Annotated in this window: 22 protein-coding genes; 12 read left to right on the plus strand and 10 right to left on the minus strand. The window is 35.3% G+C overall.

The window, feature by feature from the left end:
- Positions 1-58: 58 nt before the first annotated feature.
- Positions 59-955, minus strand: coding sequence for a TolB family protein (locus BELBA_RS13130; protein WP_014773180.1), 897 nt, complete (start codon positions 953-955; stop codon positions 59-61).
- Positions 956-1,039: 84 nt separating this feature from the next.
- Here BELBA_RS13130 and BELBA_RS13135 point away from each other — a divergent pair, with 84 nt between their 5' ends.
- The 6 genes from BELBA_RS13135 (at position 1,040) to BELBA_RS13160 (ending at position 7,409) form a co-directional block, all read left to right on the plus strand.
- Positions 1,040-2,092, plus strand: coding sequence for an oxygenase MpaB family protein (locus BELBA_RS13135; protein ID WP_245531069.1), 1,053 nt, complete (start codon positions 1,040-1,042; stop codon positions 2,090-2,092).
- A gap of 108 nt (positions 2,093-2,200) precedes the next feature.
- Complete coding sequence (locus BELBA_RS13140) at positions 2,201-2,506, plus strand: DUF2752 domain-containing protein (protein ID WP_041779367.1); 306 nt, start codon at positions 2,201-2,203, stop codon at positions 2,504-2,506.
- Complete coding sequence (locus BELBA_RS13145) at positions 2,499-2,885, plus strand: TM2 domain-containing protein (protein WP_014773183.1); 387 nt, start codon at positions 2,499-2,501, stop codon at positions 2,883-2,885. Before BELBA_RS13140 ends, BELBA_RS13145 begins: the two co-directional genes overlap by 8 nt.
- Positions 2,878-3,828: a DUF4097 family beta strand repeat-containing protein gene (locus tag BELBA_RS13150; RefSeq protein WP_014773184.1), complete on the plus strand. Its 951-nt coding sequence runs from the start codon at positions 2,878-2,880 to the stop codon at positions 3,826-3,828. Before BELBA_RS13145 ends, BELBA_RS13150 begins: the two co-directional genes overlap by 8 nt.
- Positions 3,829-4,026: 198 nt before the next feature.
- On the plus strand, positions 4,027-6,234 hold the full coding sequence (locus BELBA_RS13155) for a DNA cytosine methyltransferase (RefSeq protein WP_014773185.1): 2,208 nt from the start codon (positions 4,027-4,029) through the stop codon (positions 6,232-6,234).
- Positions 6,231-7,409: an MvaI/BcnI restriction endonuclease family protein gene (locus tag BELBA_RS13160; protein WP_014773186.1), complete on the plus strand. Its 1,179-nt coding sequence runs from the start codon at positions 6,231-6,233 to the stop codon at positions 7,407-7,409. Before BELBA_RS13155 ends, BELBA_RS13160 begins: the two co-directional genes overlap by 4 nt.
- Before the next feature lie 130 nt (positions 7,410-7,539).
- On the opposite strand, the gene msrB is transcribed toward BELBA_RS13160, so the two are convergent.
- The 5 genes from msrB to tnpC form a co-directional block, all read right to left on the minus strand.
- Positions 7,540-7,950 (minus strand): peptide-methionine (R)-S-oxide reductase MsrB, encoded by a 411-nt coding sequence (gene msrB, locus BELBA_RS13165; RefSeq protein ID WP_014773187.1) that lies wholly within the window; start codon positions 7,948-7,950, stop codon positions 7,540-7,542.
- An 88-nt stretch (positions 7,951-8,038) separates the two neighbouring features.
- Positions 8,039-10,441: a penicillin acylase family protein gene (locus tag BELBA_RS13170; RefSeq protein WP_014773188.1), complete on the minus strand. Its 2,403-nt coding sequence runs from the start codon at positions 10,439-10,441 to the stop codon at positions 8,039-8,041.
- Positions 10,442-10,597: 156 nt separating this feature from the next.
- Positions 10,598-11,779 (minus strand): aspartate aminotransferase family protein, encoded by a 1,182-nt coding sequence (locus tag BELBA_RS13175; protein WP_014773189.1) that lies wholly within the window; start codon positions 11,777-11,779, stop codon positions 10,598-10,600.
- Between the two features lie 21 nt (positions 11,780-11,800).
- A complete protein-coding gene (locus BELBA_RS13180; RefSeq protein ID WP_014773190.1) occupies positions 11,801-12,697 on the minus strand; it encodes an RsmD family RNA methyltransferase in 897 nt (298 codons plus the stop codon).
- Positions 12,698-12,742: 45 nt separating this feature from the next.
- Positions 12,743-14,185, minus strand: a complete 1,443-nt coding sequence (gene tnpC, locus BELBA_RS13185) for an IS66 family transposase (protein WP_245531063.1) — start codon at positions 14,183-14,185, stop codon at positions 12,743-12,745.
- A 231-nt stretch (positions 14,186-14,416) separates the two neighbouring features.
- On the opposite strand from tnpC, the gene BELBA_RS13190 reads away from it, so the two are divergent.
- Positions 14,417-15,079, plus strand: coding sequence for a hypothetical protein (locus BELBA_RS13190; RefSeq protein ID WP_014773191.1), 663 nt, complete (start codon positions 14,417-14,419; stop codon positions 15,077-15,079).
- 8 nt (positions 15,080-15,087) lie between these two features.
- On the opposite strand, the gene BELBA_RS13195 is transcribed toward BELBA_RS13190, so the two are convergent.
- Positions 15,088-15,936, minus strand: a complete 849-nt coding sequence (locus BELBA_RS13195; protein ID WP_245531070.1) for an SDR family NAD(P)-dependent oxidoreductase — start codon at positions 15,934-15,936, stop codon at positions 15,088-15,090.
- A 158-nt stretch (positions 15,937-16,094) separates the two neighbouring features.
- On the opposite strand from BELBA_RS13195, the gene glsA reads away from it, so the two are divergent.
- Genes glsA through BELBA_RS13210 form a run of 3 tightly spaced genes read left to right on the plus strand, consistent with a single transcriptional unit; the run spans position 16,095 to position 18,323 of the window.
- On the plus strand, positions 16,095-16,991 hold the full coding sequence (gene glsA / locus BELBA_RS13200) for a lyso-glycine lipid O-acyltransferase GlsA (RefSeq protein ID WP_014773193.1): 897 nt from the start codon (positions 16,095-16,097) through the stop codon (positions 16,989-16,991).
- Positions 16,992-16,994: 3 nt separating this feature from the next.
- Positions 16,995-17,948, plus strand: a complete 954-nt coding sequence (gene glsB / locus BELBA_RS13205) for a glycine N(alpha)-acyltransferase GlsB (protein ID WP_014773194.1) — start codon at positions 16,995-16,997, stop codon at positions 17,946-17,948.
- 9 nt (positions 17,949-17,957) lie between these two features.
- The gene (locus BELBA_RS13210; protein WP_014773195.1) at positions 17,958-18,323 is read left to right on the plus strand and encodes a CoA-binding protein; all 366 of its coding nucleotides are present in this window, start codon (positions 17,958-17,960) and stop codon (positions 18,321-18,323) included.
- On the opposite strand, the gene BELBA_RS13215 is transcribed toward BELBA_RS13210, so the two are convergent.
- Both BELBA_RS13215 and BELBA_RS19350 read right to left on the minus strand, forming a co-directional pair.
- Positions 18,320-19,018, minus strand: coding sequence for a beta-carotene 15,15'-dioxygenase, Brp/Blh family (locus BELBA_RS13215; RefSeq protein WP_083833706.1), 699 nt, complete (start codon positions 19,016-19,018; stop codon positions 18,320-18,322). The two genes, BELBA_RS13210 and BELBA_RS13215, sit on opposite strands and share 4 nt — an antisense overlap.
- On the minus strand, positions 19,006-19,149 hold the full coding sequence (locus BELBA_RS19350; RefSeq protein WP_014773196.1) for a hypothetical protein: 144 nt from the start codon (positions 19,147-19,149) through the stop codon (positions 19,006-19,008). The genes BELBA_RS13215 and BELBA_RS19350 overlap by 13 nt, the downstream gene beginning before the upstream one ends.
- 375 nt (positions 19,150-19,524) lie before the next feature.
- Here BELBA_RS19350 and gyrB point away from each other — a divergent pair, with 375 nt between their 5' ends.
- Both gyrB and ppk1 read left to right on the plus strand, forming a co-directional pair.
- Positions 19,525-21,486, plus strand: a complete 1,962-nt coding sequence (gene gyrB, locus BELBA_RS13220) for a DNA topoisomerase (ATP-hydrolyzing) subunit B (protein ID WP_014773197.1) — start codon at positions 19,525-19,527, stop codon at positions 21,484-21,486.
- Positions 21,487-21,613: 127 nt separating this feature from the next.
- Entirely contained in the window at positions 21,614-23,737 is a 2,124-nt protein-coding gene (gene ppk1, locus BELBA_RS13225; protein WP_014773198.1) for a polyphosphate kinase 1, read from the plus strand.
- A gap of 300 nt (positions 23,738-24,037) precedes the next feature.
- Here ppk1 and BELBA_RS13230 read toward each other — a convergent pair whose 3' ends face one another.
- On the minus strand, positions 24,038-24,919 hold the full coding sequence (locus tag BELBA_RS13230; RefSeq protein ID WP_014773199.1) for a Ppx/GppA phosphatase family protein: 882 nt from the start codon (positions 24,917-24,919) through the stop codon (positions 24,038-24,040).
- Positions 24,920-25,012 lie beyond the last annotated feature (93 nt).

The following is a 25,012-nucleotide window of genomic DNA, read 5'->3' on the forward strand; positions in this document are numbered from 1 at the left end:
AATGATCTATGGATAAATTTTCGTCGCAAGGTACAGGACTTTTTTTGTTATTGAAAAATCAATCCATTCGATCCATGACAATAATAATTTTCTTGAGTTTTGGCGAATAAGATAGTCGACTTATTTTTTGGTAATTTGGAAGATTTACTTCACCAATTTTATACCAAGTATCCTCGTTAAATTTTCTAATAAAAAGACTGTTTCCTTCTGAAGTGAGCAGGTGTTTCTTGTCAAGCCAAATGAAATCCTCTACCAGCCCTTTGGTTGAACCTAAGTCAATACTTTCCTTCTTCTCAAGATCAAATCCTTTGATAGCATAAGACTTTGAATCCGAGATTTCACTTATAGAATTCTTATCTATAAAGCTAATAATGCTTGTTTTGGGTCTTTTGACCACGCTTCTTCCGATATTCTGACTGATGGTCAAAACATCAGATTTACTATAAGGGTAAACCAAAGAATTGGGCTGACCAAGGACAAACATCGCTGCTTTGTTGTCAAACCAATCATAGTAGCCAACCGGCAAAATATCATCATAAAGGAGTTCTGGTTCACCAAAATTCGTTGGATACAGCCAAAGCCTTTGTAACCCGCCTTCTTCTACGGTGACTGCGGAGACATAAAGCCCGCAATCTGTAATTCTTGGAGAATATTCGTTTTGATTGGGTGTTTTTGTCAGGTTGGTAAACTTACCCGTTTCGAAATTATAAATAATGATATCAAAATTCCCTTTTTCATCAGCTGAGGAAAATGCCAATTGCTTGTCATTGATAAAATTAGGCTGATTGTCATATCCTTTTCTATCCGTAATTTTCGTTTCTGTTCCAGGAATAAGCTCAATTTTACCGAAAGATTTCTTCACATCAATGGCAATAATATCAGTGGAATTTTGAGCGAAACTTTTTAAATTAAATAGTAATATAAAGAATAAGAGGGTATATGTCTTCTGAAGCATAAGTATGAATGAATTCCAAAAACTAAATTACAAAATGAAGGTTAGAAGTAGGTGGATAAATTAAAATTATATCAAAATGAATCAATGGAAGCCTTGCGTAGTCAAGGTGATCCGTTGGCAGATGTAGTAATTCCAGTTTTGATCGCTAATGCAGATTTAGCCGTTCAGATCAACTCTTGGAAGAATTTCCCCGAAGCGGATGTTTACAGTCATTTTCCTGAACCCTTAAAAGCTTTTTTAGATTTTTATCAAGATGCACCGGGTTTTATAGATGAAAAGAAGGTTTTGGCTTCGCAAGAATTCTTCAATGCCGAAGGGAATTTGTATTTAGCGATGTTGGGTTTTTATTCTTTGCCATATTGTTATGCATTTGGTGATGGTGCTCAAGTTTTGATTCGATCCAAAAGAATCAAAGATGAAGTAGGCATGCGTCTTTCGGAGACAGCTTTGTTTTTATTAGATGTGTACAGACCAGGAACATTTATTTCTGATAGTCAAGCTTTGTTGACGATAGCAAAAGTAAGGTTGATTCATGCCTTCAGTAGATATTTTGTGCAGCAATATGCCAAAGATTGGAAATCAGAATGGGGTATTCCAATAAACCAAGAGGATTTGATTGGGACGAATAGCACGTTTAGCTTGCTGGTGATGCGTGGTTTTGAGAAAATTGGTAGATTTCCTGGAAAAGAAACTTTGGAAGCTGTGCTTCATTACTGGAAAGTAGTTGGACATTATATGGGTTTGAATATAGATTTTTGGTCTGAAACCTCGAAAGAGTCCTTTGAATTAAGTAAAATCATCAAAACAAGACAACTCAAGAAAACAGAGGCTGGAAAAATTCTGATTAATTCTTTGATCAACTATTATAAAGAAAGTATTCCTGATAAGAATTTGACGAAATATATGGAAACTGTGATCGCTTATTTTATAGGAAAAGAAGCTTCCAATATGCTTGATATCAAAGAAGAGTTCAAATTACCTAAAGAACTTTATGGGTTATTGTTGGAATTGAGTTTTTACCGACAATCTGGACGAAAACCTTCATATCAAAAAATACGCGCTCAATTTATGGCCCAGTCCAAAATCAACTTTGGAAAGGAGGTTCAGTTGAATATTCCCGTTATCAATCGTTCATAACCGAACACTTTTTGTCCGTTTTTAATAAGTATTTTCTTTGAATAGGGCTTTTTAGCCCTTTATGACCATTTTTTACACTTGGCATTCTTTTCGTACTTTTCCGATCAAATGAAAAAGATAATTACATCTGTGAGGAAATTGCCACTTGAACTGATCTTTTGGATCGGGGCTCTGATTGGCATTTTGAGAATAGATCCATACGATGCACATCATTTCAGCCTTTGCCCATTGGATAACCTAGGATTTTCTTGGTGCCCAGGCTGTGGATTGGGTCGATCGATGAGCCTTTTGACTAGGGGTGAATTTCAAGAATCATGGTCTATGCACCCTTTGGCGATGTTTGCCTTTGCAGTTATTATTTATCGCATATTTGAATTAATCAGAAACAACAAAACAATTAAACACTATGGCTAATGTATTAAGACACCTTCCAGAATTAGAGGGTATGGAATTAGGTTACATCCAAGGAATCTTAAAAAATATGGATGATGAGCAAGCAAATCTTTTTGCACAGGTTTACCGAGCAAGAAGAAAAGACAATCAAATGGTATTGATTCTTTGTTTGCTTGGATTCTTTGGGTTCGCAGGTTTGCATAGATTTATTCTTGGCCAAATTGGTTTGGGGATACTCTATATCTTGACGGTAGGTCTATGTTTTATTGGTACAATCGTCGATTTGATCAATTACAAAAGCTTGGCTTATGAGTATAACATGAGAGTAGCGCACGAGACCTTGTCCATGATGTCTAATGGAAATTTCTCAGCACCAACAAATACAAATTCCAATGTATAATAAGTCATTCTTAGTACTACTTTTCTTCGGAATAGTAGTACTTCTTTCTTCTTGTGAAAGTGAAGGTCCGCTCGTTACCCGTACATCTGAAGAATCATTTGAAGAGATTAGAGAAATTGAAGTCAATGGGAAGTATTTGGAAGTTTCCTATGAAGGCATAGAAAATGCATCTAAAGTGACTTTAAATTCTTATTTGGAAGTTCCAGAGAATAGTGATTTGGATGTGAAATTTCGAAAATCAGGTTCTAAGTTGATTGTAGAAGTAACGGGTAATGCTGTTCAGCTCAACTTTTTCAATTTTAATGGAGGGGATAACGGTTTCATCAGCCTTACAGGACCTGAAGATATCAAACTGAATATTTCAAATAGCTCAGGATCTATTGATGTTAAATATGTCAAACATGATCATATCGATCTTCAGGTTAACTCAGGTTATATTAATGCACTAGCCTTAAACGTAGAAGATATCAATCTCAAAGCTTCTTCTGGCAGCATCAAAGCTGAAGGGCTTGTGGGAGATGTCAAAGCTCAGGTTAATTCTGGTAGCATTACCATGAATGAAGTTCAAGGCGATGTACATGCACAAGCTTCATCAGGTAGTTTGAAGTTAGAAGACGTCGAAGGTACTGTCAGTGGAAAAGTAAACTCAGGTTCTATGAAATTTAATCAAATCACTTATTTGGGAGATTTGACAGTAAGCTCAGGAAGTATCAATGCCACAAATGCAGGTCTTGGAGAGCAAACAGTTCTGAAATCAAACTCAGGAAGCATAAAAATTCAAACTCCTTCTGACCTTACAAAATTCAATTTTGATCTGAGTGCCAATAGCGGTTCAGTGACAGTAGGAGAGCAAAAGGGCTCAAAGAGACTTGAAATTGACAATGCTAGCGAGCACACCATTCAAGGAAAAGCGAGTAGTGGTAGTATTAGGATTATGAATTGATTAAATGGGTTATTGAAAAGTTTTATTTCCCCATCCGAAAATGACATATTTAGTTTTTTCATTAAATAAAACTTGAGAGAGAAGACAAAATGAGTCATTTTTTTTTAATTACAATTATCATAAATTATATAGATAAGGTATAGAAATTAAGAAAATTTGTCCGTAATTTTGTCCGTGTACGTAAAATCGTCCGTATTTATGGCAACAATCAATTTTTATCTCGACAAATCAGACAAGAAAGGGCTTGCCCCTATTCATTTAAGGATTAACTGTTCTGGCACACAAATTAAGTTGGCGACAGGACAAAAGATTGACCCAGAGCTTTTTGACAAGAAAAGACAACGAGTTAAAGGGATTACAATTGAAGCGACTGAGACAAATCACTATTTGAATTTTCTCAATGAACGTGCAGATGAATTATTACATCATTCTAACAAAAAAACGTTTTCACAAGATGAAATCAAAGATATTCTCAATCAACATATTGACGGGTACAGAGAAAATCATACTGTTAATATTGTAAAGGAACAGATTTCACTATATGGTAAGCCTTTTACTTTCATTGACTTGTTTGCAGGTGCAGGTGGTTTTAGTGAAGGCTTTTTACAAGCAGAAGTTAATAATAAATTCTTTGACTTCATTGCGGCAAGCGACATAAATGAAAATTGCGAACTCACTCACATAGTAAGATATAATCATCAATTGGGGTTAAATGCGGAATTTTTAAAACAAGACATTACAGAACCTGATTTTTTAGACAACCTTTTACAAAAGATAGGTAACAAAAAAATTGATGTGGTTTGTGGTGGACCGCCTTGCCAAAGCTTCAGTCTGGCTGGAAAGAGAAAGAAGTTTGATAAAAAAGATGATTTATTTTCACACTACCTCGAAGTAATTAAAATATTGCAACCGAAGTATTTTGTAATGGAGAATGTAAAAGGGATTCTTACAAAAGAAAATGGGAAAATCAAAGATTTAATAATTCAAGAAATCAATTCAATAGTTGACAATAAAGAAATTCCAGTTTTAGTTTCATTTATCAGAAAAATGAAGTCTGATAAAAATAGTTTCTTGCTTGAAAGTATTATAAAACGAGTTGAAATTGAAAAATTAAGGGATGCTGAAATTGAAATAGGCAGAGAAGAATTTATTCGATTTGTAGATAATAGATTCAAGCAACTTACACCTAAAATTGCTGATTATAAAACCAGCAAGACTGATTCAAGAATAAATACCATTAGACACGGTTTTAATATTCTTGCCCGAACCAAAGAATGGGAAAAACTGAAACGTGACATCATTAAAGAGAAAGACTTCTGCAATATTGATAGTGACGCATTTGTAGAAACATTCACGACTTTCTTAACCCATATCGGGTCTGAGAGTGTAATTGAACAAATTGAATTTGCATTTAAGGGACTCAAAGTTCCTTCCAACTATATAAAAGACTGTTCTGATATAATAACAGCACTTAAAATTTACACGAATTCATTTGATGAAACCTTAGACATCCTATTAAACCTATGTTCTGAAAAGGAGAAATCTGAACTCAACAAAATTCTGGACAGCATTAGGCTTTATAAAATCGAAAAACCACTTGTCGCAAACGCTTCAAATTATGGTGTTCCACAAAATCGTGAGCGTGTTCTTTTTATAGGTTGCAGAAAAGACCAGAAATTTATTTCTGAAATCCCACCAACCGTAAAGGAAAATGAAAAAGTAACCATTTTTGAAGCTTTATACGACCTTGATTTTATAGGTAATAATCAAGAAGCTCACCACTATGAATTAGTAAATATTTCAAAACAATATAACGGAACAGCCGAAAAAATGAAAAGTCTCTTGAAAAAAAGGACTATTGACGGCAAGGAAAATTCTAAAACCGGAAAATCTTTTGCGGAATGGTCAAGAGGAGGTCGGTTAATTGAAAGGTATCAACCCAAAACTAAACCTTTCTATGTGAGAAATTTTGAAGGACTTCAAAAGGGAGAAAAATATTTTGACATTCTAAATAATCACAAAACAAGCAATCAAAATGATGACGTAATAAAACGGCTTGAAATTATTCTAAAAAATGGAGATTATAAAAAGGCTCAATGTGAAATAGATGATTGCGGTTTGACCTCAAATAAAAGAAATTACAATGTATTGAAACCAGATGAACAAAGTTCAACTATTATGACAATCCCAGATGATTATGTTCATTACAACTCACCAAGAGCTTTGACAGTTCGTGAAATGGCAAGGCTTCAATCATTTGATGATTCTTTTGTTTTTCAGGGAAAGCGTTCAACTGGTGGTAATAATAGAAAGACAGAAGTTCCGCAATACACTTTGGTTGGTAATGCCGTACCGCCATTATTGGCAAGAGCAATTGCCACTGAGATTTTAAAAAATATTAAATGAGAGTACTAACAGAAGCAGAACAGTTAAAAATTAAAATCCTGACCAAAAATCAGGTTTCTCTTTCTCTAATTGAGCCAACTGAAACTGGTTTAAAAAAATCAATTATGGATGCCACTGGCTCAGTTAGAAGTTTTCTAAAAGAAAATAGCATTCACGACTATGATATTCAAGGGCAAGGTCAAGAAAACAAAGTTCAAATTGAAGCTCTTATTTATCAGGACTTTCAAGTAATCCATTCAACAGCTTCTTTATACAGACCACAAACTAAAAAAGGAGACCCAAGAATTTGGTTTTCGGGACTAACAAAAATTGCTAATCCAAATGATATAATAGCAATTATATTTTTTGATGATTGTCTTCATATTTTCAATCTAACAAGGCTTAATATTGGTACTTTGATAGATTCTGCTTTAACCAATCCATTTAAAGAGTTAATATCTGCAATAAATTTTGAAGAAAGTGAAATAGCAATTGAATTACTCAACAAGCTAAAACTAATTGCTAATTCAGGTTTTGTAAAATCAGTGGTTAATTCAGACACAGGAATTGGAAGAACGATCGAATTATTACTTGGCATTGAGATGAATTCTTCAAAATCTCCAGATTATAAAGGCATTGAATTAAAATCATTTAGGGACTCTCGTAACAATAGAAAAGGACTTTTTGGAAAAACGCCAGATTGGAAACTCAGTAAATTTAAGTCCAGAGTTGAGATTTTAGATGCTTTCGGATATTGGGAAAAAGGTGTTTTTCGCCTATATAATACCATAAGGGGAACTGGTAGAAATGCACAAGGTTTAATCTTAAAAATAGAAGATAAAAAGGATTGGTTAGTTGAAAATTCAGATAGACCAGAAATTGGGGATTTTTTAGTTTGGAAATTAGAGACTTTGAGAAAAGAACTTTTGAAAAAACATAAAGAAACATTCTGGATTAAGGCAGACAGTAAAATTGAAGATAACAACGAATATTTCCATTTTAAAGAAGTTGAGCACACTAAGAATCCAATGATTGATAAATTTGAGATTTTAGTTGAAACTGGTGCAATTACACTTGATTACCCAATTAAAAGAATGCCAGACGGAAAAGTCATAGATAAGGGATGTAATTTTAAATTGAAAGCTAACTGTTTAGACCTTTTATTTCCACCGAGTGATATTTATAATCTAACTTAGTAAACCAACATTTTTTTTGTATTCAAAGAATAAGATTTTTCAAATATCAAAGAAGTCAATTTATACTTTAAATCATTTTTCATAAAAATGTAGATATTGGATGGTATAGTTATTACAATTGATAAATAAACTACTGATCTTCTTTTTTGAAATCCATAGATACGGAATTGATGCAGTAGCGGATTCCTCCTCGATCTTTAGGACCATCAGGAAAGCGATGTCCAAGATGTCCTCCGCATTTTGCGCAAAGAATCTCTTCCCTGATCATCATATGTGAATAATCCATCTGAACATCTATTGCTTTTGGTGAAATAGGTTCTGTAAAAGCAGGCCATCCGCAGCCACTATCGTATTTGGCGGAAGAATGGAAAATATCATTTCCACAGCCTTTACATTCATATATTCCAGTTTCTTTATTCAGGTAATATTGTCCTGTATTGGGTTTTTCGGTTCCCTTTTCTCTTAAGACTTTATAGCTTTGCTCGTCTAATTCAGCCCTCCATTCGGATTCGGGTTTATCTATAGGATAGTATTTTTTCATTGGTTCAGCTTATTTAATTCTACTTACTAAATAACATTTGTAGCAAGTATAAGTTTAGGATAACTCAAAAAACGAGCTAGAGAATCTATTAATCACTTTTTGGAGTGAAAGTAATTGTACCTTTTGCATTGTTTTTAATTTGAGATTCATTCATCAGTTGTGGTCTGTATTTTCCAGTAGCAAACATTTCCGCCTGATTACTGTAATATGGGCTGAATAGGTTTCCACTTTGACCTGTGGGTAAAATAGACTCCGATGCTTCTACATTGGCAAAGTCAACGATTATACGCATTGCAGGACCAGATTTCACCTGATAAATCCCACTTCCATTGAGATCGAAAGTCAATTTATTGACGGACTCTTCGTTGGCCGAAACAGCTGGTGCATTAACATTGAAAATTCTATCCAATGGCTTTTTGGCCCCAAGAGGATGGGGATGTTCTAATACTACTGCATTTTTCCAAGCCCATTTTTCTATATTGGATCCAAATTGATCATCCAATTCAGACAGCGTTTTTTCTAATGCATTCTGAATAATTTCTGACCTGCTTTCTACTTTTTCTGTACTAGAATCGTCCCACCATGGAGAATCTTCAGTTTGGATTAAGGTTGGAACACTTCTGATATACAGGAAAGTCTTCAAAAAGCTCTCAAAATCTGCATCACCCAATTCATCTGACATCATTCCATGGAGTGTATGGTAAAGCCATTTGTAATAAACAGTAGGAGCGATGCTTTCTAAATCATGATTCCCATCCCAGTTGGACAAGATATTTTTAGCATTTTCAAAATCACCAAAAGACGCATTTTCTACAGCTTCAAGCATACTTTTTGCATTGATGGGATGATTTTCATTGATTGTTTCCAATTGCAGGGATTTGATACTTTCTTGTGTCCAGTCATTTCTTGATCTCACAGTTTTATCAATTCTATCCCATCGATCTCCGGGGTAGTAATAGCCAGGGTAAAATGTTCCATTCGACAAGGTATCAGGTTGATTGTTTGCAGAAGCTACAAAGCCCGATTCAGGATTGATGCTCATAGGATTTTCTTCAAATGGCATCCAACCAGTTGGCTCGTCCACATTACTCGTTCCATCCAAAAATACTTTTGAGTTGACATGTGCTGGTCGGATTGGGAGTTTGGCAGCTGCCCACCAAGCTATATTCCCAGTTTTATCTCCATACATCACATTCAATCCTGGTGCGTGAATTAGCCTAACCGCTGATTCTACTTCTTGGATATTTTGAGCATGATTCATTCTGTATACCGCTTCCAACGCTCTGGTTGGTTCTAAAATATACACCCACCAAGAGGCAACAGGATTAGTTGTAAGTTGACCAATTTCAGGAATTACCTCGTTCATGATAGGACCATGAACAGATTCTTTTACTTCAAAATCTATTGGGTCTTTATCTTTAATTGAGATTCTTTCCAATCTGGTTTTCAAAGGTTTAAATTCATCACCGTAAACCGTTTGATTAGGATTATTTGGGTCTAGTTGCTCTTCGAAAAAATCCTGATCATCATTTTCAAACATGGTCAGACCTATACTCAATTCTCTAGTGTGACCGACCAAACCAAAAGGAACGCCAGCCAAATGATTTCCATAAAAACTGAATTCCGGATACTCAAGATGTGCTTCGTACCAAACAGAACGTTGCGCAAAACCAATGTGTGTATCATTCAAAAAGAGTACTTCGCCAGAAGCAGTTCGACTGCCATCGATAACCCAAGAATTACTTCCTTCCAGAAGAGGAACAGGCAACTTTTCAAATAGGGTAGTCAAAGTTTCCTCGAAGACAATTTCTTTGGATTCTGTATTTCGATTGGGATAATTGTTTGGAATAACATGGTGTTCTGCTAGCGTATGAACAGATAGTACTTTCAAATAGTCAGGACCCAATTGACGTGAGATCCTCGTGATCAGCGGATCAGTTTTCATGGCCATTGCAAAAGTAAATGACATATATCCCACGATGCTATGAACATCATTGATGGTGAATTCCCTCGGTTTTGTTCCTAATAGAGTATATTCCAAAGGGAGTTTCCCATTTTCTATAAATTGATTAACTCCTTTGATGTAGGCATCAGTAGCTGCTTTCCAAGGGGTACTTCCTTCTTTATTCCACTCTTCTGTACTCCATTCAGCATGTTTGGGAATTCCAAGAGTTCTAAAAAATTTATCTACATCTACCAAATCTTCTCCCAATAGCTCCGCTAAAGTTCCAGAACCCACTCTTCGCATCATTTCCATTTGGAAAAGACGATCTTGAGCATGCACATAACCTAATGTCATGTATGCATCTAGCTCATTTTCAGCATAAATATGTGGAATTCCAAAATCATCGAAATAGACTTCAGAATTAGCTTGTAGGCCGATGAGTTCTTTGGTTCCATGATATTCAGGAGCAAATCGGTGTTTAATCACTTGATAACCGACTACAACTGCGAAAAAGAGGAAAAGGATAAGGAAGAGCAGTTTTTTCATAAATTGATATTTTGGGTTTTATAATTAGTACCCTAAAGTAAAAAGAAATGAAGATAGAGAAAGGATAATTATTCCTAAGGCTGAAATGAATCATGAAAAAACTTATTGACTTTAAGTCAAAAAAATTAAATCGTGTAAAAAATTCTGTATTTAGAATCAAACTTCGTCTATTGCTTTCAGAATTATTTCGCAGGCTTCTCTGATTTGAGATTCGGTGATAATCAATGGTGGTGCAATGCGCATGGCATCATCACAGAACAAAAACCAATCTGTAATCACGCCCATTTCTATGGCTTTGTCAATGATAGGCTTGAGTACATCAAAAGAGTCAAACTCAACCGCCATCATCAATCCCATATTTCTAACCCCCTTGATTTTAGGGTGTACTAGTAATTTTTTGAAGATTTCTGCTTTGCTTTCAACGGACTCAAGGAGACCTTCATCTTTTATGATTTGAATTGTGGCCAAAGAGGCTGCTGCACTTACAGGGTGTCCTCCAAAGGTGGTAATATGACCTAGCAGGGGGTTGTTTTTGAAAACTCCCATGACCTCTTTGTTAGCTATAAAAGCTCCTATCGGCATTCCACCGCCCATTCCTTTGGCACATACAAGGATATCAGGTTCTATTCCAAAATGCTCAAAGGCCCAAAATTTTCCTGTTCTACCAAAACCAGCCTGAATTTCATCCAAGATCAGTAGGGTACCTGTTTCATCACAACGCTTTCTCAGGGCTTGAAAATAATTAGAACAGGCTACTTTGATTCCTGCTTCGCCTTGAATGGTTTCTATGATAACTGCTGCTGTGTCAGTGGTGATTTGATCAAGTTGAAAAAATGAACCGTAGACAATATTTTTGACGCCGGGTAGGAGGGGTCTGTATGCTCTTTTGAAGATTTCGTTCCCACCGACAGAAAGTGCGCCTTGGGAAGAACCATGATACGCATCCACACAAGAAATGATATCTCTTCGATTGGTATAGCGTTTTGCTAACTTGAGAGCACCCTCAACTGCCTCAGAACCACTATTTACTAGATATACATTGTCTAAGTGCTTTGGAAGTGTATCACATAAGGCCTTTGCTAGAAGTGCTTGAGGACTTTGAACATATTCTCCATATACCATCAAGTGAAGGTATTTGTCCAGCTGTTCTTGAATTGCGGTCAATACCTTTGGGTGTCGATGTCCAACATTACTGACTCCTATTCCGGAAATTAAATCAATATATTTTTTTCCATCCGGTCCAAACATATAAATTCCTTCAGCCTTCTCGATTTCAATCATTAAAGGAAAATCAGTCGTCTGTGCAAGGTGAGAAAGGAATAATTGTCTATTGTTCATGGAATGTTTTGAAATCTTATTTTATAATTTTCTGAATCTGAAGAAAATACCAACCGGTAGTTTTTTCTCGAATCTATCTACTAGGTACAACTCACCATGCTCTGCATTGTTGACTTCTTTGAAGTTGGAGTTTACCAAATTTGCGGCGATTATCGAGCTAAAGCTGAGAGAATACATATTTAGAATGAGGAAATGATGATCAGGTTCCAAAAGTTCAGCACATAGCTTGAGCATTTCATTGATTTGCTCTTCTAAAATCCATTTTTCACCGTCAGGCCCTCTTCCATATGCGGGAGGATCCAATATGATTCCATGGTATTTATTTCCCCTTCTGACTTCTCTTTTGATAAATTTCATCGCATCGTCTACGATCCATCGGATCCCTTCCATTCCAGAAGATTCCATGTTGTGCTTTGACCAAGTGACCACTTGTTTGACAGAGTCAAGATGAGTAACTTCAGCACCTGTACCACGAGCTGCGACACTTGCAGCTCCTGTATAAGCGAAAAGATTTAAGATTTTTGGATTTTTAATGGGAAGTTTTTTGACTGTGTCAGTAATGTAATCCCAGTTAACGGCTTGCTCAGGAAACAAACCGATATGTTTGAAAGATGTCATTGCCAAATTCAAGTTTAGCTTTAATTCATCTTGATTTTTGTATTGAATCTGCCAATTATGAGGAATCTTCTTGAGCTCGTTCCAATGTCCTTTTTCGGGATTGTTCTTTTCTTTTGAAAAAATCGCATGTGCCATGGCTTTCCATTCTTGGTCAGTCATGCTTTTGTCCCAGATTGCCTGAGGCTCAGGTCTACTTAAAACATATTCTCCAAAACGCTCTAATTTTTCAAAACCGCCTGTATCTATCAGTTCATAATCTTCCCAGTTGCTGGGTGTCAAAGACAAAATCGTTTCTTTCATGCTGCAAAAGTAAACATATAAGTTTAATGAGTAGAAAAAACGTAACTACTCAGGTTGTAAATTAGCTATATGATTTAGATTTTCTAAGATATTTCCCGAACGTTTGATCAGGGTATCCACGACGGATCTTATAACACAGAAGTTTTCAGCTCCATTGTTGGATTTGAACTGTCCTGATATTTTTTGTTTCACCTTGATGTTGCGTATGGCTCTTTCAGAGGCATTGTTATCCGGTGGTACTTTTTGGTGATAGAGAAAAGTAAAAAGTGACTTTCTGTATTTCAGGAGTCTTTTTTGTAGGGATACTGCTTCTTTATGTTTTGACTCTACAGGTTGGGCGAGTAGGTTATCCATCTTCTCTTCAATGGAAGCAATACTCCTGCTATTCTCTGGATCTGGTAGTTTTTTGAGTTTTCTCTTCAGTGAGATAGCTTCCCTGAACAGGGCCCTAAGGCTGTCAGCCCATTTAGATTTATAGCGTTCAACAATGTAGTTGAGCTCCCTAAGCAGATGTGCACAACAGAGCTGGTGCAGGTTTTCCGAATAGTTGAAGTATGCCCTCCATGCATCGTGGCACAATACTGCCTTTCCGAACCCATCGGGAAAATGTGTATTCATCGCCTTAAGTCCACGTGATTCAGATATAGCTAACAGGGTGAGTTCCTCGGTCTGATAAGTCCAGACCCACTGTTTGTTTCCATCCACTTTAGCCCCAGTCTCGTCAGCTCCTATCACAGGACTTTTAGAGACTGCCGTCTTTATCTTTGCATATATTGGTGCAGACTTGCGGGCAAACCTACCGATAATGTTATCGATACTCCCCTCGCTGAGATTAATACCGAAGCAGTCCCTGAGAAGTTCTTTCATCCTTCTATAGGGAACATACTGTCTGGCATGCAGATAACCGACAATGGTTTCAACACCGCTCCCGTACTGTATGGGGGCATTGATATTGTCAGGGAATGACCCACTGATCTTTTCTCCACAGGAACAGTTTTTGGAAAAGATTCTATGCTCGGTACATACCACTTTAATCACAGGAAGATCCAGGACCTGTCTTTTGGAGGACAGTTCTGCTGGAACCGCCGACAGATCACCACCACAGCAGGTACAGAATAAAGGGATGTGGTTTTCTATTATGTCCGGGGAGGATGTCATTTCAAGGGTATGGCCTTTGTGTCCAGGCTGACCGCCGGTTTTGCGCCCTGTATCCTGACGGAGACTCTGATTTTTTTTGGGGCGGTTCTCGTCTTTTGAAGGGGGAACCGAGCTGTTGCGGCTGTTTTTGGGATTACGGTAACGGGCAAGCTCATTTTCCAAATCGGATACCCTAGATTTTAAAGACTTGACCTGCTCCATAAGCTGGAGGTTCATCTTGATCAGTTCCTGAATAAGCGTATCCCTGTGGTCCAATATACTATAGAAATGTTTCCTGAATATCAGCACATAATCCCATGAATACCAATAATCCACGCTGTTTTTCCCCACAAAAAAATGTGGATAAACCAACTTTAAAGCTGATTTTCGTACATTCACATACAAATACGCATCAATACACCACAGAGGGCAACAAGACTCCAAATACTTGAATATCGGTCAGTAAATAATGTACCTGAGTAGTTACGAAAAAACAAATGAAAATGAACTTGGATTGTTTATATTTAGAAGGTGATAAAAAAAGATAACTTTGTTAAATATTGCTTCTAAATCTTATTGAATATGCTTTTGCGATTTACAGTTCTAGTTTATTTCAGTGTACTTTCTTTTTATTCATTTGAAGGAAATGCTCAAATTGAAAATGATGTACTGTATTATAAATCAGGATTTAATTCAGTTACTATTAATGCACGAACTGTTGGCGTAAAAGGAACTCCATTTCTATTTGATGATGCTGTATTTGGCGATATTCTATTACCAAATGGAACAACTCATTTGAAGATTCCTTTCAATTTTGAAATGGTAAAAGAAGAATTGGTTATCAAAATGTCAGATGATGATAACCCTCCATTTCCTGTCAAAAAATGGATTTCCGTTGAGACAAAAGATGAAAATCCAAGAAAGTTTATCCTTGAGAATATAGAAGCAAAAAAAAGAATTGTGGAGTATATTGGTGAATGGGAGGGTTTCAAGATTGTTGCACTTCATTCAAAAAAACTATACAAACCCACTAACCTTCCAGATAGCTATTCCTCACCCCAATTTGATACTTATCAACATTATATAAAATTCTTTAAAATCAAAGGGCTTCAATTTGAGGAGTTGAAAGTAAATCAATTTGTTAAAGACCTCGGTGGAAAAGAAATTAAAGAATTCATCAAATCAAATAAATTAAAGGTTGATGATCCTGTAGACTTGAAAATGTTACTCCAGAGTCTAAATTGAGATTTGATTTACATCCATTTTTCAAGTAGTTCAGAACTTTTATTCCAAAGTTTATCTCTCATACTTTTAGAGTTTGCTGATCTAGATGGAGTCACAGGTTTTGATTTTTTGAAATAAGCACCGTTGTGTTTGTCATCAATCTTATTTTTGGCAAGGTAAATGGTGGTTTGAGCTCCTTGTTCTGCTGTGATCATAAATGGACTTGCCAATTTCCAAAGAAAGGAAAACGCGCCTGCTGTTTCTTGTCCAAAATTAGTTTTGACAACCCCGGGATGAAGTGCATAAGATTTCAAACCTTCTGAGCCAAATTTTTCTACTAGTGACTTTGAAAATAAGATATTGAATAATTTGACATTTGCATAAAATCCGAAAGAGCTAAAACTTCTTTTGTCATAATTTAGATCGTTGAAATTAACATTTCCCATTCGATGTGCTTCTGAACTTACATGAATGACTTTAGAAACTTTGCTTTTCAGGAGCAGCGGCAAGAGTTTATTTGTCAATAAATAATGACCAAGATGATTTGCAGATAAACTCATCTCAAAACCATCTTTTGTGATTTCTTTTTCTTTAAAAATCCCACCGGCATTATTGATTAAAACATCAAGGTGATCTGTTTTAGAACTGATCTTTTCAGCTGCTTTCACGACGGAATCCATGTCAGCAAGATCTATATAAATAAAAATACATTTTTTTTGATCTTCTTTTGAAAACTCTTGAATGATATCATTTGCTTTCTTTTCATTTCTGGCTAGGATAAAAATTTGCTCAAAATCATGTATTAAACTTTTCAAAGCTTGTTCGCCAATTCCTGAGGTTGCACCTGTTATCGCTATATTCATTTTCTTTTCTTTCACTTCTTAACTCAATTTTATTGGTTTTGTTAAGAAATTTAAAAGGTATGATATTTTGTCTGATTAAATAAAACTTATATTTTATCTAAAAATTTGTATTTTTAAGCCTTTGAAATTTTAATATTTCACAAAAAACAGAAACTTATTCTTTGATAGACTTCATGATCCTTGTGACTATCAAAGGATTAAGAGAAACTGAAAATCAGCAAACTCAAAACACCTACTTGTACCAAGTGAAAGTAAAAGAACCTTTTATAGATGTTGAAAAAGTATTGAAGGATAAAAATCCAAAGCTTCATAGTTGGTTGCCTTCTTTTTTGATCAAGTATATCAAAAGAATTGTTCATGAAAATGACATCAATCATGTGATGGCTAAAAACGGTCATCTTCAAGGAATGGAATTTGTCAATGCTTTAATTGATGAATTTGGTGTAGAGGTTACTCTTACTGGAGCTGAAAATATTCCCTTGGACAGATCTGTGATTTTTGCTGCAAATCATCCATTAGGTGGAATGGATGGAATTGCATTCATGTATGCGCTTGGAAAATTTCGGACAGATATCAGGTTTTTGGTAACTGATATTTTGACCAATATTACCAATTTTGAACCAATGTTTATTCCAGTTAACAATCATGGAGCAAATAGCAGGGAATTGACAAAATTGATAGACAGTGCCTACGCTAGTGAAAATGCAATCTTAGTATTTCCAGCAGGCTTGGTTTCTCGAAAACAAGATGTTGGGATTATGGATTTGGAATGGAAGAAAAGTTTCATCAGTAAATCAAAAAGGTATCAGAAAGATATTGTTCCTGTGTATATTGAAGGTAAGAATTCGATTTTCTTTTATAACTTAGCTAAGTTTAGAAAGATGTTGGGGATAAAGTCAAATATTGAGATGTTTTATTTAGCAGATGAGATGTTTTCCCAAAAAGGCAAAAAGGTAGTTATACATATAGGTAAGCCAATTTCTTACAAACATTTTGATAAATCAAAAAGCGAAAAAGATTGGGCAGAAGAAGTGAAGCAAATGGTTTATCAAATGGCCAAAAAAGATTAATTTATGCAAGAAATTATACCAGCTGTAGATAAGGAATTGTTAAAAAAGGAATTGATACCTGAGCGATTTTTAAGATATACTAATAATGGCAATAATCATATATATTTAATTGATTACCATAACTCTCCAAATGTTGTAAGAGAAATAGGAAGATTAAGGGAATTGACTTTTAGAGGTGCTGGAGGAGGTACAGGTCAGCCTTTGGACATTGATGAAAATGATACCTGTGAAAATTGCTATCAGCAGTTGATCACTTGGAATCCTGAGGATGAAGAAATCGTTGCCGGCTACAGATTGATTGATTGTAAAAATGCTCAAATAGATAAAAAAGGTGAATTAAATTTATCTACTTCACATTTATTTAAGTTTTCTGAGAAATTTATCAAAGAATATATTCCCCATACGATTGAACTAGGTCGTTCTTTTGTTCAACCAAAATACCAACCAAGCATTGATAATAGAAAAGGCTTATTTTCCTTGGATAATCTGTGGGATGGTTTGGGAGCGGTTGTAATGCTTCATCCAGAAGTTAAATATCTTTTTGGAAAAGTGACGATGTATCCCCATTACAATCGAGAGGCAAGAGATTTATTGCTCTATTTTATGAATCATTATTTTCCGGATAAGGAAAATTTGGTAAGCCCGCTTGACAACTTAAGGTTGACATATGAAACAGATATGACAGAGGTAAGAGATACTTTTAAAGATTTAGAGTATAAAGAAGGATATAAATTGCTTAACTCCCGTATCCGGGCAGCAAAGGAAAATATACCTCCTTTGATCAATACTTACATGAATCTTTCTCCGACTATGAAAACTTTTGGAACTGCACTCAATGATGAATTTGGTGCTGTTGAAGAAACGGGGATTCTTATTACCATTGCAGATATTTACGAAAGTAAAAAACATAGACACATGGAGACTTTTATCAGAGATCAGGTCTTTGGGAGTAGATAGAAGAATGAAATGAAGAATACAGTCATCATAGGAGCTACTACAAATACCTCTAGGTATGCATACATAGCTGCAGAAATGCTTTTTGAAAATAAAATTCCATTTACACCTGTTGGAATCAAGAAAGGGTCTGTTTTTGGTAAGGAAATCTTAGACCTGAATGACAAGCCAATTATAGATGATGTCGATACGATTACATTATACATCGGACCAAGGCATCAGCCTGAATGGTATGACTACCTTATTTCCCTCAAGCCCAAAAGAATTATTTTTAATCCAGGGACAGAAAATATAGATTTGGCTAAATTAGCTCAAGAAAACAATATTGAAACTGTAAATGCTTGTACTTTGGTCATGATCAGTACAAAGCAGTATTAAGATTCTCTTTTTTCTAAAAAATTATTCATCACCCAAATATGTGGTGCTGAAATCAAACTCACCAAGATGAAAAATAGAAGAATCATTTGTTCTTCGTTGAGATAGCTAGTTGCTAGGAATAAAATAAGACCAATTCCTATAAAACTAATAATACTGAAAGGTGCTAATTGAACAATAAACTTTTTGATTTTCCCATGTTGGATATTCGCTGTCAAGGAGTCGAATTCGGCCATCATACTCGGTAAAGCATGCCAAAATCCGAAATAAAGAATAAAAGCCATGAGCACAGGTAGGAGGTAAAGTAAAAAACTAAGGACGATAATCTCTGCTAGCAGCAAGTGAATTTTATTTAAATTTTGAATAGAAACTACAATAAGACTTGATATGAATAGAGAAATCATGGTTATTGAACCATAGTCAATGAATGGTGTGATGTCAACTATAGATTCTAAAATGGTCGCTGTAGCTATATAATCGCTGAAAAGAATCACTCCTAAAAAATTACAACCCACAATGAAGTAGGTGAGTCGTTTGTATTTGACAATTTTTAAATGAATAAAATGCCCTTGACCAAAGTGATAAGCAGAAATCAATAAAAATATTGCTAAAGAGACCGCGGGAAAAATCATCCATAGAATAAAATACGCGCCTATGATCCCTAAGTATTTGATTATAAATATGCTTAATCCACTGATCCTCTTTCTACAAAGAAGAAAACTGCGGACGCAAACATAGCCATATACCCAATGAAAAAGGTAATGGCAACTGGGTCGCTATTAATAACGCGCTCCAATCCGATTAATTCTGCTGTAATAATGGTGTTCATTGTTAATTGATTTTAGATGTGATTAGTTTATTGAAATATTCTTTTGACTTTTGTCGATGTATAAAGGTTAACCATATATAATTTGTTTAACTCATCGATAGAAAAAATAAACAAAAGTAAGTAAAACGCTTAGAATGTGTTATGTATAACTTAAAAATGGTATAATTTGAAATATCTTAAATTTTGTATCAAGATATTTTTTTAATATAAAATTTTAAAATTGAGATATTAATAGAATTTCGAAAAAGGATAAAAAAAGCCGAATTAAACCACAAAAGAAGGTATGTCCTCTCGGATTTTTTGTGTATAATTACACTTTGAAAGAAACGGTAAAAAATCTCTTTAAATTACTTAAAAGAGCCTTTTATAATAATTATGAGCGATAGCAAACAAGGAAACAATAAGGATTATTCTGCGGGGAATATTCAGGTACTCGAAGGTTTAGAGGCAGTAAGGAAAAGACCAGCCATGTATATTGGCGACGTTGGAGTTAAGGGACTGCATCATTTGATTTGGGAAGTTGTAGATAATTCCATTGATGAAGCGTTAGCAGGGCATTGTGATACGATTCATGTCACTGTAAATGAGGATAATTCCATTACTGTAGAAGATAATGGAAGAGGTATTCCGACTGATTATCACGAGAAAGAAAAGAAATCAGCTCTAGAAGTTGTTATGACTGTACTCCACGCTGGTGGAAAGTTCGATAAAGATACCTATAAAGTATCGGGTGGACTTCACGGTGTAGGAGTTTCTTGTGTGAATGCTTTGTCAACTATGATGAAGGCAACTGTTCATAGAAATGGGAAGGTTTTTGAACAAGAATATTCCATTGGGGTTCCACAATATCCTGTTAGAGAAATTGGCACTACGGATAAAAGGGGTACTACAATTCATTTTAAGCCAGATGCTAGCATATTTGCAATAACCGAATACAAGTACGAAACAATAGCAAATAGACTGAGAGAGATGTCATTCCTAAATGCTGGAATTAGAATCTACTTGAAAGACATGAGAGAATTGGAAGATGATGGTTCTCCAAAATCTCAAGAATTTTTCTCTGAAGGTGGCTTGGTTGAATTCGTTCAGTACCTAGATGAGACAAAAGAAAAGATCATCGAAAGCCCAATTTATATTGAATCTGAGAAAAATGGTGTGCCAGTTCAGGTGGCCATGAGCTACAACTCTTCTTATTCTGAGAATGTAGTTTCTTATGTAAATACCATTAACACCTACGAAGGTGGTTCCCATGTCTCTGGTTTTAGAAGAGCTTTGACAAGAACATTAAAAAGCTACGCTGATAAATCCGGAATGTTGGATAAGCTAAAACTTGAAGTTTCAGGCGATGACTTTAGAGAAGGGTTGACTGCTGTGATTTCAGTGAAAGTAGCTGAACCACAGTTTGAAGGACAAACTAAAACCAAACTGGGTAACTCTGATGTTGTTGGGGCAGTAGATAGCTCTGTTTCTGAGACTTTACAGATTTGGTTGGAAGAGCATCCACGTGAAGCAAAAATTATTGTTGGAAAGGTTGTTTTAGCTGCTCAAGCAAGGCATGCTGCAAGAAAAGCAAGAGAGATGGTTCAAAGAAAGAACGTACTCGGTGGTGGAGGTCTTCCAGGGAAACTGGCAGATTGTGCCAATTCAGATCCAACAGTTTGTGAGCTTTATCTTGTCGAAGGAGACTCAGCAGGTGGTTCTGCCAAGCAGGGAAGAGACAGAGATTTTCAAGCAATTCTTCCGTTGAAAGGAAAAATCTTGAATGTAGAGAAAGCGCACGAACATAAAATTTACGATAACGACGAAATCAAAAATATCCTTACTGCACTAGGAGTAAAGTTTGGAACTGTCAATGGTGATAGAGAATTGGATTTGACTAATTTAAGATATCATAAGATCATCATCATGACGGATGCGGATATAGATGGTTCTCACATCAGAACCTTAATCTTGACTTTGTTTTTCAGATACTTGAGATCTTTAATTGAAAACGGTTATGTTTATATTGCGCAGCCTCCTTTGTATCTCTTGAAAAAGGGAAAAGATGAACGATACGCTTATAATGAAGATGATAGGAAGACTATCACCAAGGATATGGTTGGGGATTCAGGAAAAGAAGATAGCATCAACTTACAGCGTTACAAAGGTCTTGGAGAAATGAACCCTGAGCAACTTTGGACGACGACTATGGATCCAAATACAAGAACGCTAAAGCAGGTAACTATCGATTCAGCTGCCGAAGCGGATCATTTGTTCAGCATGTTGATGGGAGATGAAGTTCCGCCAAGAAGAGATTTTATTGAGAAAAATGCCAAATACGCAAAAATTGATACCTAATCTTGATAAATCATATTTGAAAGGGAGCCAAAAGCTCCCTTTTTTTATTCTTTAAAAAATTCTTAAACTTAGACTTTATTAAAGGACAAATATTTAATTAGATTTGCTTAATCCTGAAGTAACCCATATGAATATCACAGCAAAAGATAAATTTGAAAGCATTATAGATTCCAGCGACTTAGTGAGTAGAGACTTGAGTTGGCTGAAGTTTAATGAGCGCGTGTTTGATCAATCCAAAAAGGAAAACCGATCCATTTTTGAGAAATTGAAGTTTTTGGCAATTACCGCATCCAATCTTGATGAGTTTTTTATGATTCGAGTTGGGTCATTGTACAATTACCTTGATTATGATAAAGAGAGGGTCGATTATTCAGGTTTGAGAGAAGAGCCTTTCAAGATGAAATTGATGCTTGAGTGTCAAGATTTTCATAAAAAGTCGCAAGAGCATTTCCAAAAAGTACTTTTGCCAAGTATGGCAAATTCAGGGTTTGTCTTGAGTAATGTCAAAAATTTGTCAGAGGACGAACAAGATTACATCAAGTCCTACTTCAACAAGGCAATCTACCCGATGCTGACACCGATGGTGTATGATGGCTACAGGACTTTTCCTATTTTGATGAATAAACTCCTTGTATTTGGAGTAGTGACTTTGGCACCTGGCGAGAAAAAAGAAAATCGAAAACTTTCTTTTGTTCAGATTCCTGCGAATATTCCAAGATTTTTTGAAATTGAAAGAGAGGATGTTGTGCTTTACATACCTATTGAAGAGGTAATTAGAGAAAATTTGATTTCTCTATTTAGAAATGTAAATATTGAATCAGTCAATTTGTTCCGAATTACTAGGAATGGAGATTTCACTCTGGAAGAAAGTGAGGATATGGACGCGAACTTCCTTGAGGAAGTCAAAAGAAAGCTGAATGAAAGAAAAACAGGTAGAGTAGTCCGAATTGAAATTGAAGAAGGATATAGCAAATGGATGATCAATTTGCTCAAAGAGCGTTGGAATATACAAGATGATAGTATTTTCAAAGTGGAAAAAAGAAGTATGCTTGACTTTACAGGTCTCTGGCAAGTAATTGGAAATAAGCGATTCAAAGATCGGCTTCCCCAAATGCCCTCTCCTGTACATCCACTTTCTTATCCTGAAGAGGGTACGGAAGATATTTTTCAGGTTTTAAAAAATAGGGATATTCTGCTTCACCATCCTTACAATAATATTGATCCAATTTTGGATTTGATTGAAAAAGCGGCTGAAGATCAAAATGTCATGGCTATAAAAATGACAATTTATAGACTTGCTAGTGATTCAAGAATTACCAAAGCCTTATTAAGAGCTGCTGAAAATGGAAAGCACGTTTCCGTTCTTTTTGAGGTAAAAGCTAGGTTTGATGAAGAAAATAATATTCGAGAAGCCAAAAAACTCCAAAAAGCAGGTTGTTTTGTCATTTATGGTATTTCAAATTTGAAAACACATACCAAATTGATGTTGATCGTCAAAAAGGATGAAAATAAAATTACAAGATATGTTCATTTGGGAACGGGTAATTATAATGAAGATACCGCACGTTTATACACTGATATTGGGTTATTGACTACCAATGAGGTGATCGCAAATGATGTATCTGAATTCTTTAATGTAATTACAGGACATTCAATGCCTGATACCTATGAAAGTTTGATTACTGCTCCTAGAGATATGCGTAATCAGCTGATTGAGTATATTGAACAAGAGTCAGAAAATGCTAGGAATGGATTGCCAAGTGGCGTGTTTATCAAGGTAAACTCTTTAGAAGATTCAGAAATTATCTATGCACTGTATCGAGCTTCTCAAGCAGGAGTTCCTATTAAATTGATCATTAGAGGGATTTGTTGTTTAAGGCCAGGAAGGAAGGGCTTGAGTGAAAATATTGAAGTAATTTCTATAGTGGGTGAATTTTTAGAGCATTCTAGAATTTATCATTTTCATAATACTGGAAAAACCAGAACTTATGCCGGAAGTGCAGATATGATGGTCAGAAGTTTTGACAAAAGATTGGAGTCTTTGTTTAAAGTTGATGCTCCTCTTTTAGAAAAGCAATTGATGAATATTCTTTCGTATAATTTAAAAGATAATGTCAACGCTTACAAGATGCTAGAAGATGGAACTTATGTTTCAAAAATTCCGCAAGCAGATGAAGAGGAGTTTAATATTCATAAAGAATTCTTCAATTTAAATGTCGATAATGTAATGAAAGTCAAATTGATTGAATAATTTTTGTTAAAAATAGTTTAAGTAAAAAAGGAGCTATAAACCGTTAGATTTTAGCTCCTTTTTTTATTCTGATATTTATCATTTTAAGTAAAATAAGGCATGCTGAAAGTAGCCATCTGTAAATATGATTCCTTTACTTTAAATGAATAGTTTGTTTATCATGCGTTCAGATTTTTTGCTAGTGCAAGTTTTTTAATTGAGTTGAGCAATTTTTTATGTTCCTGAAAATTACAATATTCTGTTATACTGTAACAATATTTCAAATCAACCGATACGGGAAAAATCGGGGTTAATTGTGTATCATTTTTTGATTTTATTTCTCTCATAGAGCACATTCATCAAACCATCCTTCAATCCCACATCAGGTACGATCATTTTTTTTGATGCAGCAGCAGCCATTGCAGCAAGATAAATTCGACTTGCTGGAAGTATTACATCTGCTCTATCAGGATTAAGGTTCAATTTGTTAATTCTATCTTCGTAAGAAAACGAGGCTATATAAGCTTGAATTTCTTCTATTTTGCTATAATCCAAAAATCTTTTGCTCTTGCTAGGTTTAGATAGTTCAAAGATTTTATTGATGTTGCCACCAGTACCAATACAAGTGATTTTATCTTTTTTGGTTACATTTTCACTTATAAATTTGCTCATGCTATTCCAAACTGAGTTGGGTATTTTGTCATCCAAAGCTCTAACAGAGCCAATTTTAAATGACTTTGAAGCTACTTTTTCTTTGTTGATGTAGATATTCAACTCAGTACTACCACCACCAACATCAATATGTAAATATGATTTTTCGTCAATATAAGACCACAATGCTAGGTTGATCAACTCAGCCTCTCTATTTCCATCTATTACTTGAATTTTAAGACCGATATCTTGTCTGACTTCTTCTACTATGTCCTTGCCATTGGTAGATTCACGCATGGCAGAGGTGGCGCAGACCATGTAATCATCAACTTCATACAAATCGATCAAAAGCTTGAATGCTTTCATCAACTTGACAAACTTTCTTCTGTTTTTGTCGCTGATTTTCTGTACATGAAAAACATCCATTCCCAATCTAAGCGGGAACCTTAAATATTCGATTTTTTTAAAAGTGACTTTTCCTTCGTAATGTGTAACGTTGGTGATTTGTAATCTGATGGCATTCGAGCCAATATCTACGGCGGCTAATTTCAAAGTGACTTTAAGGTTTAAAAGAAAGGGACCGAAGTCCCTTTCTTTAATTGATTACATATTTTGTACCATCTAATTTAATTAATTGAAATTTAA

The sequence above is a fragment of the Belliella baltica DSM 15883 genome (assembly GCF_000265405.1).
Lineage (GTDB): Bacteria > Bacteroidota > Bacteroidia > Cytophagales > Cyclobacteriaceae > Belliella > Belliella baltica.

Bases quoted from the DNA above. Each gene is read 5' to 3' on its own strand.
- ppk1 (WP_014773198.1), top strand. From the start codon at position 21,614: ATGAATATCACAGCAAAAGATAAATTTGAAAGCATTATAGATTCCAGC.
- glsA (WP_014773193.1), top strand. From the start codon at position 16,095: ATGATCCTTGTGACTATCAAAGGATTAAGAGAAACTGAAAATCAGCAA.
- BELBA_RS13180 (WP_014773190.1), bottom strand. From the start codon at position 12,697: ATGAAAGAAACGATTTTGTCTTTGACACCCAGCAACTGGGAAGATTAT.
- BELBA_RS13150 (WP_014773184.1), top strand. From the start codon at position 2,878: ATGTATAATAAGTCATTCTTAGTACTACTTTTCTTCGGAATAGTAGTA.
- gyrB (WP_014773197.1), top strand. From the start codon at position 19,525: ATGAGCGATAGCAAACAAGGAAACAATAAGGATTATTCTGCGGGGAAT.
- BELBA_RS13145 (WP_014773183.1), top strand. From the start codon at position 2,499: ATGGCTAATGTATTAAGACACCTTCCAGAATTAGAGGGTATGGAATTA.
- BELBA_RS13175 (WP_014773189.1), bottom strand. From the start codon at position 11,779: ATGAACAATAGACAATTATTCCTTTCTCACCTTGCACAGACGACTGAT.
- BELBA_RS19350 (WP_014773196.1), bottom strand. From the start codon at position 19,149: ATGAACACCATTATTACAGCAGAATTAATCGGATTGGAGCGCGTTATT.
- BELBA_RS13135 (WP_245531069.1), top strand. From the start codon at position 1,040: ATGGAAGCCTTGCGTAGTCAAGGTGATCCGTTGGCAGATGTAGTAATT.
- glsB (WP_014773194.1), top strand. From the start codon at position 16,995: ATGCAAGAAATTATACCAGCTGTAGATAAGGAATTGTTAAAAAAGGAA.
- BELBA_RS13130 (WP_014773180.1), bottom strand. From the start codon at position 955: ATGCTTCAGAAGACATATACCCTCTTATTCTTTATATTACTATTTAAT.
- BELBA_RS13210 (WP_014773195.1), top strand. From the start codon at position 17,958: ATGAAGAATACAGTCATCATAGGAGCTACTACAAATACCTCTAGGTAT.
- msrB (WP_014773187.1), bottom strand. From the start codon at position 7,950: ATGAAAAAATACTATCCTATAGATAAACCCGAATCCGAATGGAGGGCT.
- BELBA_RS13155 (WP_014773185.1), top strand. From the start codon at position 4,027: ATGGCAACAATCAATTTTTATCTCGACAAATCAGACAAGAAAGGGCTT.
- BELBA_RS13190 (WP_014773191.1), top strand. From the start codon at position 14,417: ATGCTTTTGCGATTTACAGTTCTAGTTTATTTCAGTGTACTTTCTTTT.
- BELBA_RS13170 (WP_014773188.1), bottom strand. From the start codon at position 10,441: ATGAAAAAACTGCTCTTCCTTATCCTTTTCCTCTTTTTCGCAGTTGTA.
- BELBA_RS13140 (WP_041779367.1), top strand. From the start codon at position 2,201: ATGAAAAAGATAATTACATCTGTGAGGAAATTGCCACTTGAACTGATC.
- BELBA_RS13160 (WP_014773186.1), top strand. From the start codon at position 6,231: ATGAGAGTACTAACAGAAGCAGAACAGTTAAAAATTAAAATCCTGACC.